The organism is Paraburkholderia sp. SIMBA_027 (assembly GCF_046535315.1).
Taxonomy (GTDB): domain Bacteria; phylum Pseudomonadota; class Gammaproteobacteria; order Burkholderiales; family Burkholderiaceae; genus Paraburkholderia; species Paraburkholderia tropica.
The window spans coordinates 70,547-89,908 of record NZ_JAWRWY010000005.1; the positions used below are offsets into that span (position 1 = coordinate 70,547).

Sequence of the window (19,362 nt, forward strand, 5' to 3'; positions counted from 1 at the left end):
TCTTTGCTCCGGCGGCCAGGCGCCGCCGTCCTGCTTTCCCCATCCCTGTACCCTTTCACGACGCCCACGCGGCGCGACAGGCTTATGCACATCCATATCCTCGGCATCTGCGGCACGTTCATGGGCGGTCTCGCCGTGCTCGCGCGCAGCGCGGGTCATACGGTCACCGGCTGCGACGCGGGTGTGTACCCGCCGATGAGCACGCAGCTCGAAGCGCAGGGTATCCGCCTGATCGAGGGTTATGACGCGAGCCAGACCGAGCTCAATCCCGACCTGTACGTGATCGGCAACGTGGTCTCGCGCGGCAATCCGCTGATGGAGGAGATCCTCAATCGCGGCCTGCCGTACACGTCCGGCCCGCAGTGGCTCGGCGAGCACGTGCTGCGCGACAAGTGGGTGCTCGCGGTGGCGGGCACGCACGGCAAGACCACTACGAGTTCGATGCTCGCGTGGCTGCTCGAAGACTCGGGCCTGAATCCCGGCTTCCTGATCGGCGGCGTGCCGCTGAATTTCGGCATCTCGGCGCGTCTGACCGATTCGAGCTTCTTCGTGATCGAAGCCGACGAATACGACACGGCCTTCTTCGACAAGCGCTCGAAGTTCGTCCATTACCGTCCGCGCACCGCGGTGCTGAACAATCTCGAATTCGATCACGCCGATATCTTCCCCGATCTCGCCGCCATCGAGACGCAGTTCCACCATCTCGTGCGCACGATTCCGGGCGTGGGCCGCGTGGTCTCGAACGGCCGCAGCGAGGCGCTCGACCGCGTGCTCGCGCGCGGCGTCTGGAGCGACGTGGAGCGTTTCGGCGTCGACGGCGGCTGGCAGGCGCTGCCGGCCGAAGAAGGCGTGACGGTCGACGAGCGCTTCGCCGTCTATCACCACAGCGAACGCGTGGGCGTGGTCGACTGGCAGATCCAGGGCGAGCACAATCGCCAGAACGCACTTGCGGCGATCGCCGCCGCGCGCAGCGTCGGCGTGCCGCCCGCGCAGGCCGCGCAGTCGCTGTCGTCGTTCCGCAACGTGAAGCGCCGCATGGAAGTGCGCGGCAGCGTCGACGGCGTGACCGTCTACGACGACTTCGCGCACCATCCCACGGCGATCGAAACGACCGTCGCCGGGCTGCGCACGCGCGTGGGCCGCGACAACACGCGCATCCTCGCGGTGCTCGAGCCGCGCTCGAACACCATGAAGCTCGGCGTGATGAAGGCGCAATTGCCCGGCAGTCTCGCCGACGCCGACCTCGTGTTCGGCTACGGCGCGCCCGCCGGCAAGGACGCGCTCGGCTGGGATCTCGCGGGCGCGCTCGCGCCGCTCGGCGAGAAGGCGCAAGCGTTCCACGACCTCGACGCGCTGGTGAAGGCGGTCGTGGCGGCCGCGCGCCCCGGCGACCAGATATTGGTGATGAGCAACGGCGGCTTCGGCGGCGTGCATCAAAAGCTGCTCGACGCGCTTTCGGCGAAAGCCGGCCGGAGCGCGGCGTGATCGTCTATCTGCACGGCTTTCGCTCGTCGCCGCAATCGTTCAAGGCGCGCCTGCTGGCGGCGCGTCTCGCCGAACTGGGCCGCGCGGACGAATGGCTGTGCCCGACGCTGCCGGTCTCGCCGGACGAAACGATCGAACTGGTTGAACGCGAGATCGCGCAGAACGCCCGGCCGGGCGAGCGCATCACGCTGCTCGGCAGCTCGCTGGGCGGTTTTTTCGCCACGCAGCTTGCCGAAAAGCACGGCTGGCGCGCCGTGCTGCTGAATCCGGCCGTGGTGCCGGATCGCGATCTGTCGAAGTATCTCGGCGAACAGCCGTTGTGGCACGGCGGCGGCAGCATCGTCGTCGAGCCGCGCCATCTGCAGGAACTGCGCGCCCTGGCGGTTGCGCACATCACCCGGCCCGAGCGTTACTATCTGATCGCCGCGACCGGCGACGAAGTGCTCGATTACCGCGAGATGCTCGCGCACTATCCGGGTGTGCAGACGCATCTGATCGAGGGCAGCGATCACGGGATCAGCGAATTCGCCGATTACGTCGACGAAGTGATCCGTTTCTGCGACGCGCCTTGAGCGTCGTCTTTCGTTCGCGCCGCGCGCGCGAACGCCTATATGTATACAGCACCGTCTGGGCGCGCCGCGCCCGCGGTCGAAGCAAGTCAGACGAGAGTGTTGAGTGAACGTTTTCTTTGAGGAATCGGGCAGTTTCAAGGCCGGCAGCGTGCTGTCGAAGCAGGGCGATGCGTTTCAGGTCGAGTTGCCGGGCGGACGCCGCGCGAAGGTGCGCGCCAAGGACGTGCTGATCGAGTTCGAGAAGCCCGCAGCCGCGGATCTGTTGGAGCAGGCGGACGCCGCCGCGCAGGAAATCGACCTCGATTTCCTGTGGGAATGCGCGCCGGCCGAGGAATTCACCTACACCACGCTCGCGAGCGAGTACTTCGGCGAAACCTACGGCCCGGTCGAGCGCGCTGCGCTCGTGCTGCGTCTGCACGGCTCGCCCGTGTACTTCCGCCGCAAGGGCCGCGGCCAGTATCAGCGCGCGCCCGAGGAGCAGCTCAAGATGGCGCTCGCGTCGCTCGAACGCAAGCGTCAGCAGGCGCTCGTGCAGGCCGGCTACGAAGACGAACTGAAGGCGGGCCGTCTGCCCGAGGCGCTCAAGGACAAGGCGCTCGGCCTGCTCACGAAGCCCGACAAGAACACCATCGAGTACAAGGCGCTCGAAGCGGCGGCCGCCGCGCGTGGCATTTCCATGCCGCGCCTGATGCTCGAATGCGGCGGCATCGCCTCGCCGCGTGCGCTGCACGAAGCGCGTTTCCTCGCTGAATTCTTCCCGCACGGCACCGGTTTCCCGCCGGTCGCGGTCGGCGCGCTGCCCGACTGGCTGCCGGACGCGGTCGAGCAGGTGCAGGCCTTCTCGATCGACGACGTCACCACGACCGAAATCGACGACGCGTTCTCCATCGAGCATCTGGCCGACGGCCGCGTGCGCATCGGTATCCACATCGCGGCGCCGGCGCTCGGCATCGCGCGTGGCGACACGGCGGACGCCATCGCGCGCACGCGTCTGTCGACGGTCTACATGCCCGGCGACAAGATCACCATGCTGCCCGACGATTTCGTCGACGCCTTCACGCTCAAGGAAGGCGGCATGCGCCCGGCGCTGTCGCTCTACTGCCTCGTGAACCGCGAGACGCAGGAAATCGTGGCGACCGAAACGCGCGCCGAGCGCGTGTTCGTGAAGAGCAACCTGCGTCACAACACGCTCGACGAAGTGGTGACGGAAGAAACGCTCGCGGCGGGCACGGGCGAATATCCGCACAAGGACGACATCGCCGTGCTGTGGCCGTTCGCGCAGGCGTTGTTCGAGAAGCGCCAGGCCGCGCGCGCCGGTTACGGCCTGCGCCGCGAAGTGCAGCGCAACACCGACTACAACTTCTACGTGGAAGGCGAGCACGTCAACATTACGCCGCGCCGCCGCGGCTCGCCGCTCGACATGATCGTCGCGGAACTGGCGATTCTCGCCAACTCCACGTGGGGCGCGTTCCTCAACGATCACGGCGTGCCGGGCATCTACCGCACGCAGCGCGCGTTCGGCGCGCCCACGGGGCCGAAGCGCACGCGCATGCAGACCAACGCCGCGCCGCACGAAGGCCTCGGCGTCGCACAGTACGCGTGGAGCACGTCGCCGCTGCGCCGTTACGTCGACCTCGTGAACCAGTGGCAGTTGCTCGCGTGCGTGGAGCATGGCGTGGCCGCCAAGCTGGTCGCGCCGTTCAAGCCCAAGGACGCCGACCTGTTCGCCGTCGTGCAGGGCTTCGACGAAACCTACACGGCCTATGCCGATCACCAGCGCCGCATGGAGTACTTCTGGTGCCTGCGCTGGCTCCAGCAGGAAATGCGCGGTGACGGCGGCGTCGAGCCGCGTCGCGAATTCCCGGCGACGGTCGTCAAGGACGACCTCGTGCGCTTCGAGGAAGTGCCGCTGCTGATGCATGTGCCCGCGCTCGGCGTGCACGCGCGCGGCACGCGTCTGATGATGGAAGTGATGTCGATCGACGAGCTGACCATCGAGGCGTCCGTGCGCATGCTGCGCGTGCTCGACGCGCCGGTCGTGACGAGCGGCGAGCAGCCCGAGGAAGAGTCGGGCGACGACGAAGAGCTGATCGAAGCCGCCGACGACTCCGCGCAGAGCGAAGCGGAAGCGCTCGCCGAATCCGATGCAGCGGACGGCGCGAGCGACGCCGCAACCGATGCGCAGGAAGACGCGGGCGAGCAGCAAGCAGAACAGCAGGCAGAACAGCACGAGACGGAGCCGCGCGCATGAGCGCCGATCAGACGCAATCGCAATCGCAAACGCCGACGCAGCATCGCGACCGCTATGCGGTCGTCGGCAATCCGGTGGCGCACAGCAAATCGCCCGCGATCCACGCGCAATTCGCGCAGGAGACCGGTGAAGCCGTCGACTACGACCGGCTGCTCGCGCCGCTCGACGGTTTCGTCGAGCATGTGCAGGCGTTTCGCGCAGCGGGCGGGCGCGGTCTGAATGTGACCGTGCCGTTCAAGCTCGAAGCGCACGCGCTCGCGCATCGTCTGTCGCCGCGTGCGGCGGCGGCGGGCGCGGTGAATACGCTGCGCTTCGACGAAGACGGCATTTTCGGCGACAACACCGATGGTTTCGGTCTCGTTCGCGACATCGAGGTGAATCTGGGCGTGTCGCTCAAGGGCGCGCGCGTGCTGCTGCTCGGCGCGGGCGGCGCGGCGCGCGGCGTCGTGCTGCCGATGCTCGAATGCCTGCCGCGCGAGATCACCATCGTCAATCGCACGGCGCACAAGGCGCATGCGCTGATCGAGCAGTTCGCGGGCTCGGCGCAGACGTTCGGCTGCCTGATCAACGGCGGCGGTCCGCACGCGGTCGATCCGAAACCCTACGACGTAATCGTGAACGCGACGGCGGGCAGTCTCGACGCCGCGCTGCCCGAATGCGACGATCGTGCGTTCGGCACGGCAACGCTCGCGTACGACATGATGTACGGCGCCCAGCCGACGGTCTTCATGCGTCACGCCGAATCGCTCGGCGCGCGTGCCTCGGACGGTCTGGGCATGCTGGTCGAGCAGGCCGCCGAATCGTTCTTCGTGTGGCGCGGTGTGCGTCCCACGGGCGCGCCGGTGCTCGCCGCACTGCGTGCGCAGATCGCGGCGCAAGCGGCGCAGGCCTGACAACAGCAGCAGCGGTCACGGGAGACGCGATCCATGCGCACAGCGGCGGCAAACCGGCGGGTGCAGCGCGCGCCAGACCGAGTCGGCGCGCTGCGCTGGATCGTCTATGCGGCGCTGGTGTTCGGCGTCGCGTGGATCGCGCTGCAGTTCTACTATTTCGCGCAGATCGCCGCGTGGAATGTCGTCGATCCGCAGTCGACGGCGTTCATGCGCACCGATGCGGCCGGCCTCGCCGCCGATCGTCCGAACCTCGACATCCAGCATCAGTGGGTGCCGTACGATCAGATCTCGCGCAACCTCAAGCGCGCGATCATCGCGTCCGAGGACGCCAACTTCGTCAATAACAACGGCTACGAAACCGACGCCATCCTGCAGGCGTGGGAGCGCAACAAGAAGCGCGGCCACATCGTGCGCGGCGGATCGACGATCACGCAGCAACTCGCGCGCAACCTCTTTCTGTCGCGCGAGAAAAGCTATATCCGCAAAGGCCAGGAACTCATCATCACGTGGATGCTGGAGACGCTCCTCGACAAGGAGCGCATCTTCGAGATCTATTTGAATTCGGTGGAGTGGGGCAACGGCGTCTACGGCGCGCAGGCGGCGGCGCGCTACTACTACCGCACGACGGCGGCGAAGCTCACGCCGTGGCAGTCGGCGCGGCTCGCGGTCATGCTGCCGCGTCCCAAGTATTTCGACGAACATCGCAATTCGGCTTATCTTTCGCAGCGCGCTGGCGTGATCGCGCGGCGCATGGGCGCGGCGGAGTTGCCGCCGTCGCAGCAATAGCGATCGCTTCGTTCACCGATCCTCGCGGATAAAAACAAAGCGCCGGTCTTGCCGGCGCTTTGTGCTTTCCATGACGTGCTAACTGCGTGCGAACTGCGCGCAAACCGCGCTTATTGACGCGCCAGTCGCGCGTTGTCCGGCATCGGCATGTTGAAGTTGGTGCGGAACGGATTGATGTCGAGTCCGCCGCGTCGCGTGTAGCGCGCGTAGACCGCGAGACGATCCGGTTTGCACTCGCGCAGGATGTCCATGAAGATGCGCTCGGCGCATTGCTCGTGGAAGCCCGTGTGATTGCGGAACGAGATGATGTAGCGCAGCAGGCCGGCCTGATCGATCTGCGGCCCGACGTAGTGAATCTGCACGCTGCCCCAGTCGGGCTGGCCGGTCACCGGGCAGTTCGACTTCAGCAGATTGGAGACCAGCGTTTCCTCAACCGGCGACTCGTCGAGCGCGGCCTTCAGCAGGGTGGCGTCCGGGTGATAGATCTCGGCGTCCAGGTCGAGTCGGTCGATTGAGAGACCGTCGAATTCCTCGAACGGAATTTTGCCGAACGCGCCCGGCTGATCGAGCTTCACCGACACCGATGCGCCGCACGCCGCCGATACGTCGCGCTTGAGCACGTCGCGCACGTCGTCCGCGGACTCGAATTTGGTCTGCGCGAATGAGCCCAGATAGAGCTTGAACGACTTCGATTCGACGATGTTCGGCGAATCGGCGGGAATGAAGAAGGTGGCGATGGCGATCTGCGGCTTGCCGCGCGCATTGAGCCACGACAGTTCGTACGCGTTCCAGATATCGGTGCCGAAGAAGGGCAGTTGCGCGCCGATGCCGATCTGTTCACGCGCGCCCACACGCGGGATCGGGAACAGCAGCTTGGCGTCGTATTGCTCGGTGTAGCTGGAAGCCTTGCCGAGCGGCGATTGTTCGGGAGTCATGATGCGCTGGTTTCGGTAATGACGCCGGGCGCGCCCTTGAGGGACGCCGCGCCGGCGGGATTCGCCACGCCGCTCGCCACATGTCCGGTCGCCGTGACCGAACGGGCCGATTCGCAATGGCGGATCTGGTCGTCGAAGAAAAAATCAGGTTCGAACTCGCGCAGGAACGGGCCTTTGTCGAGTCCGCCGAGGAACATCGCTTCGTCGATTTCGATGTTCCAGGCCATCAGTGTGCGGATCGCGCGTTCGTGCGCGGGCGCCGATCGCGCCGTGACGAGCGCGGTGCGGATGCGCATCTTCGCGTTCGCGTCGGCGAGATTCTGCAGCCGGTGCAGCGCTTCGAGCAGCGGCTTGAGCGGACCTTGCGCAAGCGGCAGCTCGCGATTGTCCCGTTCGTGGCTCACGAACGCGCCCAGGCCGTCGCGCTGGAAGATCTGCTCGGCTTCGTCGGAAAACAGCACCGCATCGCCGTCGAACGCGACGCGTATTTCCTGCGCGTTGCGTTCCGCCATTGTCGCCGAATTTGCGCCGGTCGGTGGGAACACGCGCGCGGCCGGAAAGCCCGCGTCGAGCGCGCCGCGCACGTCGTCGGGATTCGCGGAGAGAAACAGCGACGCGTTCAGCGGCTTGAGGTAATGCCAGGGCTCGCGGCCGCGCGTGAACACGCCGCGCTGAATGTCGAGGCCGTGCTCGCGGCACGAGTTAAAGGTGCGCAAGCCGCTGATCGGATCGCTGCGCGAGAGGATCACGACTTCCACGTGATGCGCGCCGTTGTTCAGCGCGAGCAGCTTGCGGATCAGCGCGAACGCCACGCCGGGCCGCGCGGGCACGTGCAGGCGCTCGCGCTGCAGCGTCTCGTAGGCATGCAGGTCGCCGGCTTCGTACACGCCGTTCTCTTCCTCGAAGTCGAACAGCGCACGTGATGAGATCGCGACGACCAGCTTGTCAGTGAGCGAAACGGCCATGATCGTCGGCCTTTACGAGAGAAACAACCGATACGCCGGATTCTGCGTCTCTTCGTAATGCGGATAGCCGAGCGTGGCGAGGAAGCGGCGGAACTCCGCGTCTTCCGCCGCCGGCACCTGAATCCCGACCAGGATCGAGCTGTAATCCGCGCCCTGATTGCGGTAGTGGAACAGGCTGATGTTCCAGTTCGGCGCCATCGACGAGAGGAAGCGCATCAGCGCGCCCGGACGCTCCGGAAACTCGAAGCGGAACAGCCGCTCGTCGTGCGCGAGCGGCGAACGGCCGCCGACCATGTAGCGGATGTGCTGCTTCGAGAGTTCGTCGCCGGTGAGATCGACGCACGGAAAACCGTGCTCGACGAAGGTCTGCGCGATCTGCCGCGATTCGCCGCGATTGCGGATCTGCACGCCAACGAAGATATGCGCGCGCTCGGCGTCGTCGATACGGTAGTTGAATTCGGTCACGCTGCGCGTGCCGACGAGTTCGCAAAAACGCTTGAAACTGCCGCGTTCTTCGGGGATCGTCACGGCAAACACGGCTTCGCGCGCCTCGCCCACTTCGGCGCGCTCGGCCACGAAACGCATGCGGTCGAAGTTGATGTTCGCGCCCGACGTGATCGCGATCAGCGTCTGGCCCGCGATGCCTTCGCGCTCGGCGTACTTCTTCGCGCCCGCCACGGCCAGCGCGCCCGCCGGTTCGAGCACGCTGCGCGTGTCCTGGAATACGTCCTTGATCGCGGCGCAGAGCGCGTCCGTATCGACGGTCACGACTTCATCGAGATACTGCTGGCACAGCCGGAAGGTTTCCTCGCCGACGAGTTTCACGGCCGTGCCGTCCGCGAACAGGCCGACTTCGCTCAACTCGACGCGTTTGCCTGCCTTCAGCGACTGCGCCATCGCGCACGAGTCGTCGGTCTGCACGCCGATCACGCGGATCTCCGGGCGCACGGCCTTCACGTACGCGGCCACGCCCGCCGCCAGACCGCCGCCGCCGATCGGCACGAAGATCGCGTGAATCGGGGCCTGATGCTTGCTGAGCACTTCCATCGCGACGGTGCCCTGGCCGGCGATCACGTGCGGATCGTCGAACGGATGCACGAAGGTCAGGCCGCGTTCTTCCTGCAGACGCACGGCGTGGGCGTAGGCGTCGCTGTAGGATTCGCCCGCCTGCACGACTTCGACGGTCTGCCCGCCGTGCGCGCGCACGGCATCGACCTTCACCTGCGGCGTGGTTTCCGGCACGCAGATCACCGCCTTCACGCCGAGCCGCGCCGCCGACAGCGCCACGCCCTGCGCGTGATTGCCCGCCGACGCGGTAATCACACCGCGCTCGCGCTGCTCGGGCGAAAGATGCGCCATCTTGTTGTACGCGCCGCGCAGCTTGAACGAGAAGACCGGCTGGTTGTCCTCGCGCTTGAGCAGCACCGTGTTGCCGATGCGCGCGGAGAGGTTCGGCGCGGGTTCGAGCTCGGTTTCGCGGGCGACGTCGTACACGCGCGCGGTGAGGACTTTCTTCAGGTAATCGTCGTGGGAAGCCATGCGGGGAGCGCGCGGGGGCGCGGGTCGGGACGGGAAAACGTAGATGATAGCGCCAACCGCTCCAGCGCTGGCGGGCCGGGCAGGGCGGCGAACGGGTGACGAAGGCGTGGCGAAGCGGCGACGCAGAAGTGACGCAGAAGCGACGAAGGAGCGGTAAGGTTGATCGGCGCCATTTCCCGACTACCCGGACGGTTAATCCGCGCCGCGACGCCCTGTCACAGGGCAGAGCGCAGGCGTGCCCGCCGGCGGGTGAAATTCAACCTTACGTGTCAGCGGGCTTCCCACCGAGGGTCAGCGCACGCGCGGATCATGCGTTAAAATCGCTTTTTGAAACAAGGATCGGAAGATGCACTGGCAACCTCGGACAGCCCATTTGATGCCCGCACGGCGCGAAACCCGCCCCGCGGCGCAGCGGCACGCCCGCCACGCACGATCGTGTCGCTAAGTCCGAGCGCCGGGGAACCATCGGCGTGAGCGCTGCCGCCATGCTTCCCCACCCCTTCGTCCGCCCAGCCATCCGCGCCACGAGCGTGCCCCCGGCGGACACGATTTCAGAATAGCGCCCCACGCGCCCCGTCAGCATCCGTCCGATCGGCTCCGTAAGCCGCGCGCGGATCTGGCTCAAAGAGTCGTCCAACCATGAACGCACCTCAAGTTTTCGATCCTCACGGCGCCGCCGCAGCCGTGGCCGCCGACATCGAACCGCGCCTGCGCGAGATTCCGTACAACTACACGTCCTTTTCGGACCGCGAAATCGTCATTCGCCTGCTCGGCGAAGAGGCGTGGAACGCGCTCGCCGAACTGCGCGGCGAACGCCGCACGGGCCGCTCGGCGCGCATGCTGTACGAAGTGCTCGGCGACATCTGGGTCGTGCGCCGCAATCCGTATCTGCAGGACGATCTGCTCGACAACCCGAAGCGTCGCGCGATGCTGATCGATGCGCTGAATCACCGTATCGCCGAAATCGAGAAGCGCCGTCGCGCCGACCTCGTCGAGCACAGCGACCAGGACGGCGTCGTGCGCGCCGCGCGCGTGGAAACGCTGATCGGCGCGGCTCGCCGCGCGATCGAGGACTTCGCCGCCGAATTCGACAAGATGGCCGATCTGCGCCGCCGCGCCACCAAGGTGCTCGGCAAGCGCACGCAGAAGGACAACATCCGCTTCGACGGCATTGCGCGCGTCTCGCACGTGACCGACGCAACCGACTGGCGCGTGGAATATCCGTTCGTGGTCCTCACGCCGGACACCGAAGCCGAGATCGCGGGCCTCATCAAGGCCTGCTTCGAACTGGGCCTCACGGTGATCCCGCGCGGAGGCGGCACGGGCTACACGGGCGGCGCGGTGCCGCTCACGCCGTTCTCGGCCGTCATCAACACCGAAAAGCTCGAACAACTCGGGCCGGTCGAAATGACCGATCTGCCGGGCGTGAACCGCAAGGTCGCGACGATTTTCTCGGGCGCGGGCGTGGTCACGCGCCGCGTGACCGAAGCGGCGGACGCGGCGGGCTTCGTGTTCGCGGTCGATCCGACCTCGCTCGACGCGTCGTGCATCGGCGGCAACGTCGCCATGAACGCGGGCGGCAAGAAGGCCGTGCTGTGGGGCACGGCGCTCGACAACCTCGCCTGGTGGCGCATGGTCGACCCCGAGGGCAACTGGCTCGAAGTCACGCGCCTCGACCACAACATGGGCAAGATCCACGACATCGAAGTCGCGCGCTTCGAATTGAAGTGGTTCGACGGCGAGTACGCGCCGGGCGAAAAGCTGCTGCGCACGGAGTCGCTCGACATCGCGGGCCGCGTGTTCCGCAAGGAAGGTCTCGGCAAGGACGTGACCGATAAATTCCTCGCGGGCCTGCCGGGCATCCAGAAGGAAGGTTGCGACGGTCTCATCACGTCGGCGCGCTGGGTGCTGCACAAGATGCCCGCGCACACGCGCACGGTCTGTCTGGAGTTCTTCGGCCAGGCGCGCGAGGCGATCCCGAGCATCGTCGAAATCAAGGATTACCTGTTCGAAACGTCGAAGCAGGGCGGCGCGATTCTCGCGGGTCTGGAGCATCTGGACGAGCGCTATCTGCGCGCCGTGGGCTACGCGACCAAGAGCAAGCGCAACGCGTTTCCGAAGATGGTGCTGATCGGCGACATCGTCGGCGACGACGCCGATGCCGTGGCCGCCGCCACCTCGGAAGTGATCCGCATGGCCAACGGCAAGAGCGGCGAAGGCTTCGTGGCCGTCTCCGCCGAGGCGCGCAAGCGCTTCTGGCTCGACCGCAGCCGCACGGCCGCGATCGCCAAGCACACCAACGCGTTCAAGATCAACGAAGACGTCGTGATTCCGCTCAACCGCATGGGCGAGTACACGGACGGCATCGAGCGCATCAACATCGAACTGTCGATCAAGAACAAGCTGCAACTGGTCGACGCGCTCGAAGCGTTCTTCAAGGGCGGCAAGCTGCCGCTCGGCAAGAGCGACGACGCCAACGAAATCCCCAGCGCGGAACTGCTCGAAGACCGCGTGCAGCAGGCGCTCGATCTGCTCAAGCGCGTGCGCGAGCGCTGGACCTTCGTCGGCGACAAGCTCGACATGCCGCTGCGCGAGGCGCAGCACTATCTCGTGCAACTGGGCTACGAAGCGCTGGCGGAGAAGTTCGCCGACCGCTGCGACGCGCAGCCCGACGTCAACGTTTTCCATGTGACGCAGGACCGCACGGTGCGCATCTCGTGGAAGCAGGAGATCCGCGCCGAACTGCGCAAGATCTTCAACGGCGGCGAATTCAAGCCGATCCTCGACGAAGCCCAGGCGATCCACAAGAAGGTGCTGCGCGGCCGCGTGTTCGTGGCGCTGCACATGCACGCCGGCGACGGCAACGTGCACACCAACCTGCCGGTGAACTCGGACAACTACGAGATGCTGCAGGACGCGCACGTCGCGGTCGCGCGCATCATGAAGCTCGCGCGTTCGCTCGACGGCGTGATCTCGGGCGAGCACGGCATCGGCATCACCAAGCTCGAATTCCTCACCGAGGACGAGATCGCCGACTTCCGCGCCTACAAGCAGCGCGTCGATCCGCATGGCCGCTTCAACGCGGGCAAGCTGCTCGAAGGCGCCGACCTGCGCAACGCCTACACGCCGTCATTCGGCCTGATGGGCTACGAGTCGCTGATCATGCAGCAATCCGACATCGGCGCGATCGCCGAGTCGGTCAAGGACTGCCTGCGCTGCGGCAAGTGCAAGCCGGTGTGCGCCACGCACGTGCCGCGCGCGAACCTGCTGTACAGCCCGCGCAACAAGATTCTCGCGACCTCGCTGCTGGTCGAGGCGTTCCTGTACGAAGAGCAGACGCGCCGCGGCGTGTCGATCAAGCACTGGGACGAGTTCAACGACGTGGCCGACCATTGCACGGTCTGCCACAAGTGCGTGACGCCGTGCCCGGTCAAGATCGACTTCGGCGACGTGACGATGAACATGCGCAACCTGCTGCGCAAGATGGGCAAGAAGAAGTTCAACGCGGGCAACGCGGCGGGCATGTTCTTCCTCAACGCCACCAATCCGCAGACCATCAACCTCGCGCGTACCGCGATGATGGGCGTGGGCTACAAGGCGCAGCGCCTCGGCAACGACGTGCTGAAGAAGTTCGTCAAGAAGCAGACGGCGCATCCGCCCGCATCCACGGGCAAATCGCCGGTGGTCGAGCAGGTGATCCACTTCGTCAACAAGAAGATGCCGGGCAACCTGCCGAAGAAGACGGCGCGCGCGCTGCTCGACATCGAAGACAACAAGATCGTGCCGATCATCCGCAATCCGAAGGCGACGAGCGTCGATTCGGAAGCGGTGTTCTACTTCCCGGGCTGCGGCTCGGAGCGTCTGTTCTCGCAGGTCGGGCTTGCCACCCAGGCGATGTTGTGGGAAGCCGGCGTGCAGACCGTGCTGCCGCCGGGCTATCTGTGCTGCGGCTATCCGCAGCGCGGCTCGGGCCAGTTCGACAAGGCCGAGCAGATCGTCACCGACAACCGCGTGCTGTTCCACCGCGTCGCGAACACGCTCAACTACCTCGACATCAAGACCGTCGTGGTGTCGTGCGGCACGTGTTACGACCAGCTCGCCGGTTATGAATTCGACAAGATCTTCCCGGGCTGCCGCATCATCGACATTCACGAGTTCCTGCTCGAGAAGGGCATCAAGCTCGATGGCGTGAGCGGCACGCGCTACATGTATCACGACCCGTGCCACACGCCGATCAAGACGATCGACCCGGTCAAGCTCGTCAACGAACTCATGGGTTCGGAAAAGGACGGCTACAAGATCGAGAAGAACGATCGTTGCTGCGGCGAATCGGGCACGCTCGCGGTCACGCGTCCGGACGTTTCGACGCAGGTGCGCTTCCGCAAGGAAGAGGAAATCCGCAAGGGCGCGGCGAAGCTGCGCGACATTCCGGTCGTCGGCAACGGTGCGAACGGCGTGCAGCCGGCCACGCAGCAGGAAGCGGGCGGCCAGGGCACGACGCAGGACGTCAAGATTCTGACGAGCTGCCCGTCGTGCCTGCAGGGCCTGTCGCGCTACAACGAGGACGCCAACATCGAAGCCGACTACATCGTGGTGGAGATCGCCCGTCACGTGCTCGGCGAGAACTGGATGGCGGACTACGTGCAGAAGGCGAACAATGGCGGAATCGAGCGCGTGCTGGTTTAATGGCACGGCTAATTTTTCCGTAATACGGTTCGAGGACGACGATGGCATGCGTATTCTGCAATGAGGAAGGCGGCGAGGTGCTGTGGGAGGACGAGCGTCTGCGCGTCGTGCTCGCGAGCGCTGAAATCGACTATCCGGGCTTTTGCCGGGTGATCTGGAATACGCACGTCGCCGAGTTCTCGGATCTCGAGCACGCCGACCGGGAACATCTGATGCGCGCGGTGTATGCGGTCGAGCGGGCGCAGCGCCGCGTCATGCAGCCGTCGAAGGTGAATCTCGCGAGTCTCGGCAACCAGGTGCCGCACGTGCACTGGCACGTGATCCCGCGCTTCAGCAACGACGCGCATTTCCCGCTGCCCGTGTGGGCGCCGCGGCAGCGCACGGTGTCGGAAGCGATGCTCGGTCAACGCCGCGCCCAGGCCACGCTGCTGCGCGAGGCGGTGCGGCAGGAAATGGAACAGGCGCTGGCGTGAGCCGGACCGGCGGGGCAGCCTTGCCGGACTTGACGGGCGAACAGGAAAGAACATGAGCGGACTCAAATCCGATACGCCGGTGCCGACCGGCGTCGTGGTGCATGCGCTGTCGCGCGTGCTTGAACTGCAGTATGCGAACGGACAGAGCTATCGCATCCCGTTCGAGCTGATGCGCGTTTATTCGCCCTCGGCGGAAGTGCGCGGCCACGGGCCCGGCCAGGAAACGCTGCAGACCGGCAAGCGCGAAGTGACCATCACGGCGCTCGAAGGCGTCGGCAACTACGCGCTGCAGCCCACCTTCTCCGACGGCCACAATACCGGCATCTATTCGTGGGACCAGCTCTACGAACTGGCCACGCAGCAGGACACGCTCTGGGCCGACTATTTCGCGAAGCTCAAGGCCGCGGGCGTCGAGCGCGACGCGCCGATGGCGCCGCCCGCTGCCGCGCACGGCCACTGCCACTGACGCTTCCTGTTACGATCCTGCCGCCGCGCCACGACGCGGCGAATTTCATTCAAAAAGTCCGGCTGCGAGCCGGACAAGACCGCGAAAGGACGAGCGCGATGAGCAAAACCCACTTCGGCTATCAGACAGTCGACGAACAGGACAAGGCGAAGAAGGTGGCCGGCGTGTTCCACTCGGTCGCCTCGAACTACGACCTGATGAACGACCTGATGTCGGGCGGGCTGCACCGCGCGTGGAAGGCGTTCACGATCGCCCAGGCCAATATCCGTCCGGGCGCGAAGGTGCTCGACATCGCGGGCGGCACCGGCGATCTGTCGATGGCGTTCGCGAAGAAGGCCGGTCCGACGGGCGAGGTCTGGCACACCGACATCAACGAGTCGATGCTGCGCGTGGGCCGCGACCGTCTGATCGACAAAGGCGTGATCACGCCCGCGCTGCTCTGCGACGCCGAGAAAATTCCCTTTCCGGACAACTACTTCGACCTCGTGACCGTGGCTTTCGGGCTGCGCAACATGACGCACAAGGACGCCGCGCTCGCGGAAATGCGCCGGGTGATCAAGCCGGGCGGCCGCGTGATGGTGCTCGAATTCTCGAAGGTCTGGGAGCCGCTCAAGAAGGCGTACGACGTGTACTCCTTCAAGGTGCTGCCGTGGCTCGGCAAGCGTTTCGCCCAGGATGCGGACAGTTACCAGTACCTGGCGGAGTCGATCCGCATGCATCCGGACCAGGAAACCCTGAAGACGATGATGGAACAAATCGGCCTCGATGCCGTCAAATATTACAATTTGTCAGCTGGCGTGGTAGCCTTACACGTCGGGACAAAGTACTAGTGTTCCTAACTATCTGTCTTTAAAGGAAATGCCGCCATGCCTGAGACCCGTAACAATGCTTCCAGTAAGCTTTCAATGTCTTGGGCGAGGCGGATTGGCACCCTGGCAGTGATCGGCGCGCTGGTGGCGGGCAGCTTCGCATCGTTCGACGCTGAAGCCCGTCGCATGGGTGGCGGCCGCAGCTTCGGCAAGCAATCCTCGGTCGCGTCGCAGCGCAGCACCACGCCGCCGCCCGCGCAGCCCAGCCCCACGAATCCCGCCCAGCAAGCCGGCGCGCAGCGCGCACCTGGCTCGCCGGCGCCCACGCCCGCCGCCGCTCCGGCGCGCAATCGCTGGCTCGGTCCTATCGCCGGTCTCGCGGCCGGTCTGGGCATCGCGGCGCTGCTGTCGCACTTCGGCCTCGGTGAAGCGTTCGCGGGCGCCATGGCCAACATGATCGTGATCGCGCTGATCGCGTTCGTGGCCATCTGGCTGATCCGCAAGTTCATGAACCGCCGCCGTCCGGCTGAGCCCGCGTATCAAACGGGCGGTGCGAACCTGAACACTAACCTGAGCCAGATGGGCGGCTACAACCCGCAGGAGCCGCGCTACACGGCGCCGCCCACGGGCCAGTACCTCGCGCCCGAAGCGAATGCGCTGAGCACGCCGCAGATCGACACGCCGCCCGCCATTCCGGCCGGTTTCGACAGCGAAGCGTTTCTGCGCAACGCCAAGGTCTACTTCGTGCGCCTGCAAGCGGCCTGGGATGCGGGCAATATCGACGACATCCGCGAATTCACCACGCCCGAGATGTTCGCCGAGATCCGCGTGGACCTCGCGGGCCGCGGCGCGCAGCCGAACCAGACCGACGTCGTGCAGCTCAACGCCGACCTGCTCGCCGTAGAAGAGCGCGGCAACGAGTACCTCGCGAGCGTGCGTTTCTCCGGCCTGATCCGCGAGGAAGCGGGCGCGGCGGCCGCGCCGTTCGTCGAGATCTGGAATCTCTCGAAGTCGCGCAGCTCGGGCGAGGGCTGGCTGCTGGCCGGTATCCAGCAGGTCGAATCGCACTGATGCGCGGCATCGCGCCGCGCTGAGCAAAACGCGCGCGTGGTTGATGCTGCGCGCGTGCAGGCGAATCTGGCCTGCCGGCCAGCCGCGGCGCGGGGCGATCCGGCGGCGCGAACGCTACAATAGGAACCCGCGCGAGCTCGATGCCCGCGCGGGTTTTTTTGATTCCACGCCGATGACTCTCGCCGCCAAGCCCTTCGCCGCCGCTGTCAATCACCTGCTCGCCCGCGAATCGTGGGCCCGCGACCGCCTCGCTCCTTACGCCGGCAAGACGGCCCGTCTGTCGTGTCCGCCTGTCGTGCTCACGCTGCTCGTGCAGCCCGACGGCTATATCGCCGCCGTCGAAGAGCACGAGGCGCAACATGCCGACGTCGCGCTTTCCGTGCCTGCGGGCGCGCTCTCCTCGTACGTGCAGGGCGGTCAGTCGGCCGTCATGAAGCACGTGAAGATCGAGGGCGACGCCGAGTTTGCGCAGATCATCGGCAAGCTCGCCGAACATCTGCGCTGGGAGCCCGAAGAGGATCTCGCGAAGCTGATCGGTGACGCCAGTGCGTTTCGCGTCGCCGCATTCGCGCGCGCCGCGCACCAGCAGGCCCTTCGCACCGGGCGCAATGTGCTCGGCTCCGTCACCGAATATCTGCTCGACGAAAATCCGCAACTCGTGCGGCACGCCGAGCTGGACGGCTTCAACACGGAGCTGTCACGCGCGCGCGATGCACTTGCGCGCGTGGAAAAGCGCATCGAGCGCCTTGAACAAAAATCACAAGCGCGCAGCGCGGGATCGACGCCTTCGAGCGCGGCGCCGCGCGCGCCGAGCCAGACAACCGGCCCGCTACAAGGCAACTAAGACATGCGTTTTCTGCGTTTCCTGAAGATTTTCTTTACGGTCATCCGCTTCGGTCTCGACGAAATGATGTTGAGCCGGATCAATGACCGGCGCGTCAGGCTGTTGCTGCGCATCACCACGATCGGACGCAAGTTCGATCAACCGCCCGGCGTGCGGCTGCGTCTCGCGCTCGAAAGCCTCGGCCCGATCTTCGTGAAGTTCGGCCAGGTGCTCTCCACGCGCCGCGATCTGCTGCCGCTCGACATCGCCAACGAACTCGCCAAGCTACAGGATCAGGTGCCGCCGTTCGATTCGAAGGTGGCCATCGACATCATCGAGAAGTCGCTGGGCGCGCCCGTCGACGAACTGTTCGACGACTTCGAGCGCGTGCCGGTGGCGAGCGCCTCGATCGCGCAGGTGCACTTCGCGAAGGTGAGGTCTGGGCAGCACGCGGGCAAGGCGGTGGCGGTGAAGGTGCTGCGCCCGAACATGCGGCCCGTGATCGACTCCGACCTGCTGCTGCTGCGCGACATCGCCGTGTGGGCCGAGCGGCTGTGGGCCGACGGCAAGCGTCTGAAACCGCGCGAGGTCGTGGCCGAATTCGACAAATACCTGCACGACGAACTCGATCTGATGCGCGAGGCCGCCAACGGCAGCCAGCTGCGCCGCAATTTCGCGGGCCTCGACCTGCTGCTCGTGCCCGAGATGTACTGGGAATTCAGCACGCCCAACGTGCTGGTGATGGAGCGCATGGTCGGCGTGCCGATCAGCCAGGTCGACAAGCTGCGCGCGGCGGGCGTGGACATTCCGAAGCTCGCGCGCGAAGGCGTGGAGATCTTCTTCACGCAGGTGTTCCGCGACGGTTTTTTCCACGCCGACATGCACCCCGGCAACATTCAGGTGAGCCTCGATCCGGCGCATTTCGGACGTTATATCGCGCTCGATTTCGGCATTGTCGGCGCGCTGTCGGACTTCGACAAAAACTACCTCGCGCAGAACTTTCTCGCGTTCTTCAAGCGCGACTATCATCGCGTGGCGACGCTGCACATCGAGTCGGGCTGGGTGCCGCCCACGACGCGCGTCGAGGAACTCGAAAGCGCGATCCGCGCGGTGTGCGAGCCGTATTTCGACCGCGCGCTCAAGGATATTTCGCTCGGTCAGGTGCTGCTGCGCCTGTTCCAGACCTCGCGCCGCTTCAACGTGGAAATCCAGCCGCAACTCGTGCTGCTGCAAAAGACCATGCTGAACGTGGAAGGGCTCGGGCGCTCGCTCGACCCGGAACTCGATCTCTGGAAGACCGCGAAGCCGTATCTCGAACGCTGGATGACCGAGCAGATCGGCTTGCGCGGCTGGTTCGAGCGCCTCAAGATCGAGGCGCCGCAATGGAGCAAGACGCTGCCGCAATTGCCGCGCCTCGTGCATCAGGCGCTGCTGCATCGCCAGGATCCCACTCACCTCGGCAGCGACGACGCGCTGCGTCAGATTCTCGCCGAGCAGCGCCGCACCAACCGCCTGTTGCAGGGGCTCGTGGTGTTCGGCGTGGCGGTGGGCGTCGGCATGCTCGCCGCGCGCATGTGGCTGGCGTTCGCCTACGGCGGCTGAGCGGGG

The 19,362-nt window shown here is 65.9% G+C and carries 15 protein-coding genes; 12 read left to right on the forward strand and 3 right to left on the reverse strand.

Annotated elements, in window-relative coordinates; translation table 11 throughout:
* The first annotated feature begins 84 nt into the window (after window positions 1–84).
* From mpl to mtgA, 5 genes are all read left to right on the forward strand, one after another.
* The gene (mpl, locus tag SB764_RS10715; protein WP_410863522.1) at window positions 85–1,485 is read left to right on the forward strand and encodes a UDP-N-acetylmuramate:L-alanyl-gamma-D-glutamyl-meso-diaminopimelate ligase; all 1,401 of its coding nucleotides are present in this window, start codon (window positions 85–87) and stop codon (window positions 1,483–1,485) included.
* A complete protein-coding gene (locus tag SB764_RS10720; protein WP_074987383.1) occupies window positions 1,482–2,057 on the forward strand; it encodes a YqiA/YcfP family alpha/beta fold hydrolase in 576 nt (191 codons plus the stop codon). The genes mpl and SB764_RS10720 overlap by 4 nt, the downstream gene beginning before the upstream one ends.
* 103 nt (window positions 2,058–2,160) lie before the next feature.
* On the forward strand, window positions 2,161–4,308 hold the full coding sequence (locus SB764_RS10725; protein WP_410863523.1) for a ribonuclease catalytic domain-containing protein: 2,148 nt from the start codon (window positions 2,161–2,163) through the stop codon (window positions 4,306–4,308).
* Window positions 4,305–5,201, forward strand: coding sequence for a shikimate dehydrogenase (gene aroE / locus SB764_RS10730; protein WP_065060384.1), 897 nt, complete (start codon window positions 4,305–4,307; stop codon window positions 5,199–5,201). The genes SB764_RS10725 and aroE overlap by 4 nt, the downstream gene beginning before the upstream one ends.
* Before the next feature lie 33 nt (window positions 5,202–5,234).
* On the forward strand, window positions 5,235–5,987 hold the full coding sequence (gene mtgA / locus SB764_RS10735; RefSeq protein WP_065060383.1) for a monofunctional biosynthetic peptidoglycan transglycosylase: 753 nt from the start codon (window positions 5,235–5,237) through the stop codon (window positions 5,985–5,987).
* A 110-nt stretch (window positions 5,988–6,097) separates the two neighbouring features.
* Here mtgA and queF read toward each other — a convergent pair whose 3' ends face one another.
* Genes queF through ilvA form a run of 3 tightly spaced genes read right to left on the reverse strand, consistent with a single transcriptional unit; the run spans window position 6,098 to window position 9,426 of the window.
* Window positions 6,098–6,922, reverse strand: coding sequence for an NADPH-dependent 7-cyano-7-deazaguanine reductase QueF (gene queF / locus SB764_RS10740; RefSeq protein ID WP_065060382.1), 825 nt, complete (start codon window positions 6,920–6,922; stop codon window positions 6,098–6,100).
* On the reverse strand, window positions 6,919–7,887 hold the full coding sequence (locus tag SB764_RS10745; protein ID WP_074987385.1) for a 5'-nucleotidase: 969 nt from the start codon (window positions 7,885–7,887) through the stop codon (window positions 6,919–6,921). Before SB764_RS10745 ends, queF begins: the two co-directional genes overlap by 4 nt.
* A gap of 12 nt (window positions 7,888–7,899) precedes the next feature.
* Window positions 7,900–9,426 carry a threonine ammonia-lyase, biosynthetic gene (gene ilvA, locus SB764_RS10750; protein WP_183038341.1) on the reverse strand — a complete coding sequence of 509 codons (1,527 nt, stop codon included), beginning with the start codon at window positions 9,424–9,426 and terminating at the stop codon, window positions 7,900–7,902.
* A gap of 639 nt (window positions 9,427–10,065) precedes the next feature.
* Here ilvA and SB764_RS10755 point away from each other — a divergent pair.
* From SB764_RS10755 to ubiB, 7 genes are all read left to right on the forward strand, one after another.
* Window positions 10,066–14,112, forward strand: a complete 4,047-nt coding sequence (locus SB764_RS10755) for a DUF3683 domain-containing protein (protein WP_124262491.1) — start codon at window positions 10,066–10,068, stop codon at window positions 14,110–14,112.
* Window positions 14,113–14,153: 41 nt separating this feature from the next.
* Window positions 14,154–14,585: an HIT family protein gene (locus tag SB764_RS10760; protein ID WP_065059372.1), complete on the forward strand. Its 432-nt coding sequence runs from the start codon at window positions 14,154–14,156 to the stop codon at window positions 14,583–14,585.
* A gap of 52 nt (window positions 14,586–14,637) precedes the next feature.
* Window positions 14,638–15,051, forward strand: a complete 414-nt coding sequence (locus SB764_RS10765) for a gamma-butyrobetaine hydroxylase-like domain-containing protein (protein ID WP_065059371.1) — start codon at window positions 14,638–14,640, stop codon at window positions 15,049–15,051.
* 98 nt (window positions 15,052–15,149) lie between these two features.
* Window positions 15,150–15,881 carry a bifunctional demethylmenaquinone methyltransferase/2-methoxy-6-polyprenyl-1,4-benzoquinol methylase UbiE gene (gene ubiE, locus SB764_RS10770; RefSeq protein ID WP_065059370.1) on the forward strand — a complete coding sequence of 244 codons (732 nt, stop codon included), beginning with the start codon at window positions 15,150–15,152 and terminating at the stop codon, window positions 15,879–15,881.
* Window positions 15,882–15,917: 36 nt separating this feature from the next.
* The gene (locus SB764_RS10775; protein WP_065059369.1) at window positions 15,918–16,931 is read left to right on the forward strand and encodes a Tim44 domain-containing protein; all 1,014 of its coding nucleotides are present in this window, start codon (window positions 15,918–15,920) and stop codon (window positions 16,929–16,931) included.
* A 172-nt stretch (window positions 16,932–17,103) separates the two neighbouring features.
* Window positions 17,104–17,775 (forward strand): SCP2 domain-containing protein, encoded by a 672-nt coding sequence (locus SB764_RS10780; RefSeq protein ID WP_065059368.1) that lies wholly within the window; start codon window positions 17,104–17,106, stop codon window positions 17,773–17,775.
* Between the two features lie 3 nt (window positions 17,776–17,778).
* Complete coding sequence (gene ubiB / locus SB764_RS10785; protein ID WP_065059367.1) at window positions 17,779–19,356, forward strand: ubiquinone biosynthesis regulatory protein kinase UbiB; 1,578 nt, start codon at window positions 17,779–17,781, stop codon at window positions 19,354–19,356.
* Window positions 19,357–19,362 lie beyond the last annotated feature (6 nt).

Excerpts from the sequence above, each read along its gene's own strand:
- mpl (WP_410863522.1), top strand. The coding sequence starts at position 85 with ATGCACATCCATATCCTCGGCATCTGCGGCACGTTCATGGGCGGTCTC.
- ubiB (WP_065059367.1), top strand. The coding sequence starts at position 17,779 with ATGCGTTTTCTGCGTTTCCTGAAGATTTTCTTTACGGTCATCCGCTTC.
- SB764_RS10780 (WP_065059368.1), top strand. The coding sequence starts at position 17,104 with ATGACTCTCGCCGCCAAGCCCTTCGCCGCCGCTGTCAATCACCTGCTC.
- aroE (WP_065060384.1), top strand. The coding sequence starts at position 4,305 with ATGAGCGCCGATCAGACGCAATCGCAATCGCAAACGCCGACGCAGCAT.
- ubiE (WP_065059370.1), top strand. The coding sequence starts at position 15,150 with ATGAGCAAAACCCACTTCGGCTATCAGACAGTCGACGAACAGGACAAG.
- SB764_RS10765 (WP_065059371.1), top strand. The coding sequence starts at position 14,638 with ATGAGCGGACTCAAATCCGATACGCCGGTGCCGACCGGCGTCGTGGTG.
- ilvA (WP_183038341.1), bottom strand. The coding sequence starts at position 9,426 with ATGGCTTCCCACGACGATTACCTGAAGAAAGTCCTCACCGCGCGCGTG.
- SB764_RS10755 (WP_124262491.1), top strand. The coding sequence starts at position 10,066 with ATGAACGCACCTCAAGTTTTCGATCCTCACGGCGCCGCCGCAGCCGTG.
- SB764_RS10745 (WP_074987385.1), bottom strand. The coding sequence starts at position 7,887 with ATGGCCGTTTCGCTCACTGACAAGCTGGTCGTCGCGATCTCATCACGT.
- mtgA (WP_065060383.1), top strand. The coding sequence starts at position 5,235 with ATGCGCACAGCGGCGGCAAACCGGCGGGTGCAGCGCGCGCCAGACCGA.
- queF (WP_065060382.1), bottom strand. The coding sequence starts at position 6,922 with ATGACTCCCGAACAATCGCCGCTCGGCAAGGCTTCCAGCTACACCGAG.
- SB764_RS10775 (WP_065059369.1), top strand. The coding sequence starts at position 15,918 with ATGCCTGAGACCCGTAACAATGCTTCCAGTAAGCTTTCAATGTCTTGG.
- SB764_RS10760 (WP_065059372.1), top strand. The coding sequence starts at position 14,154 with ATGGCATGCGTATTCTGCAATGAGGAAGGCGGCGAGGTGCTGTGGGAG.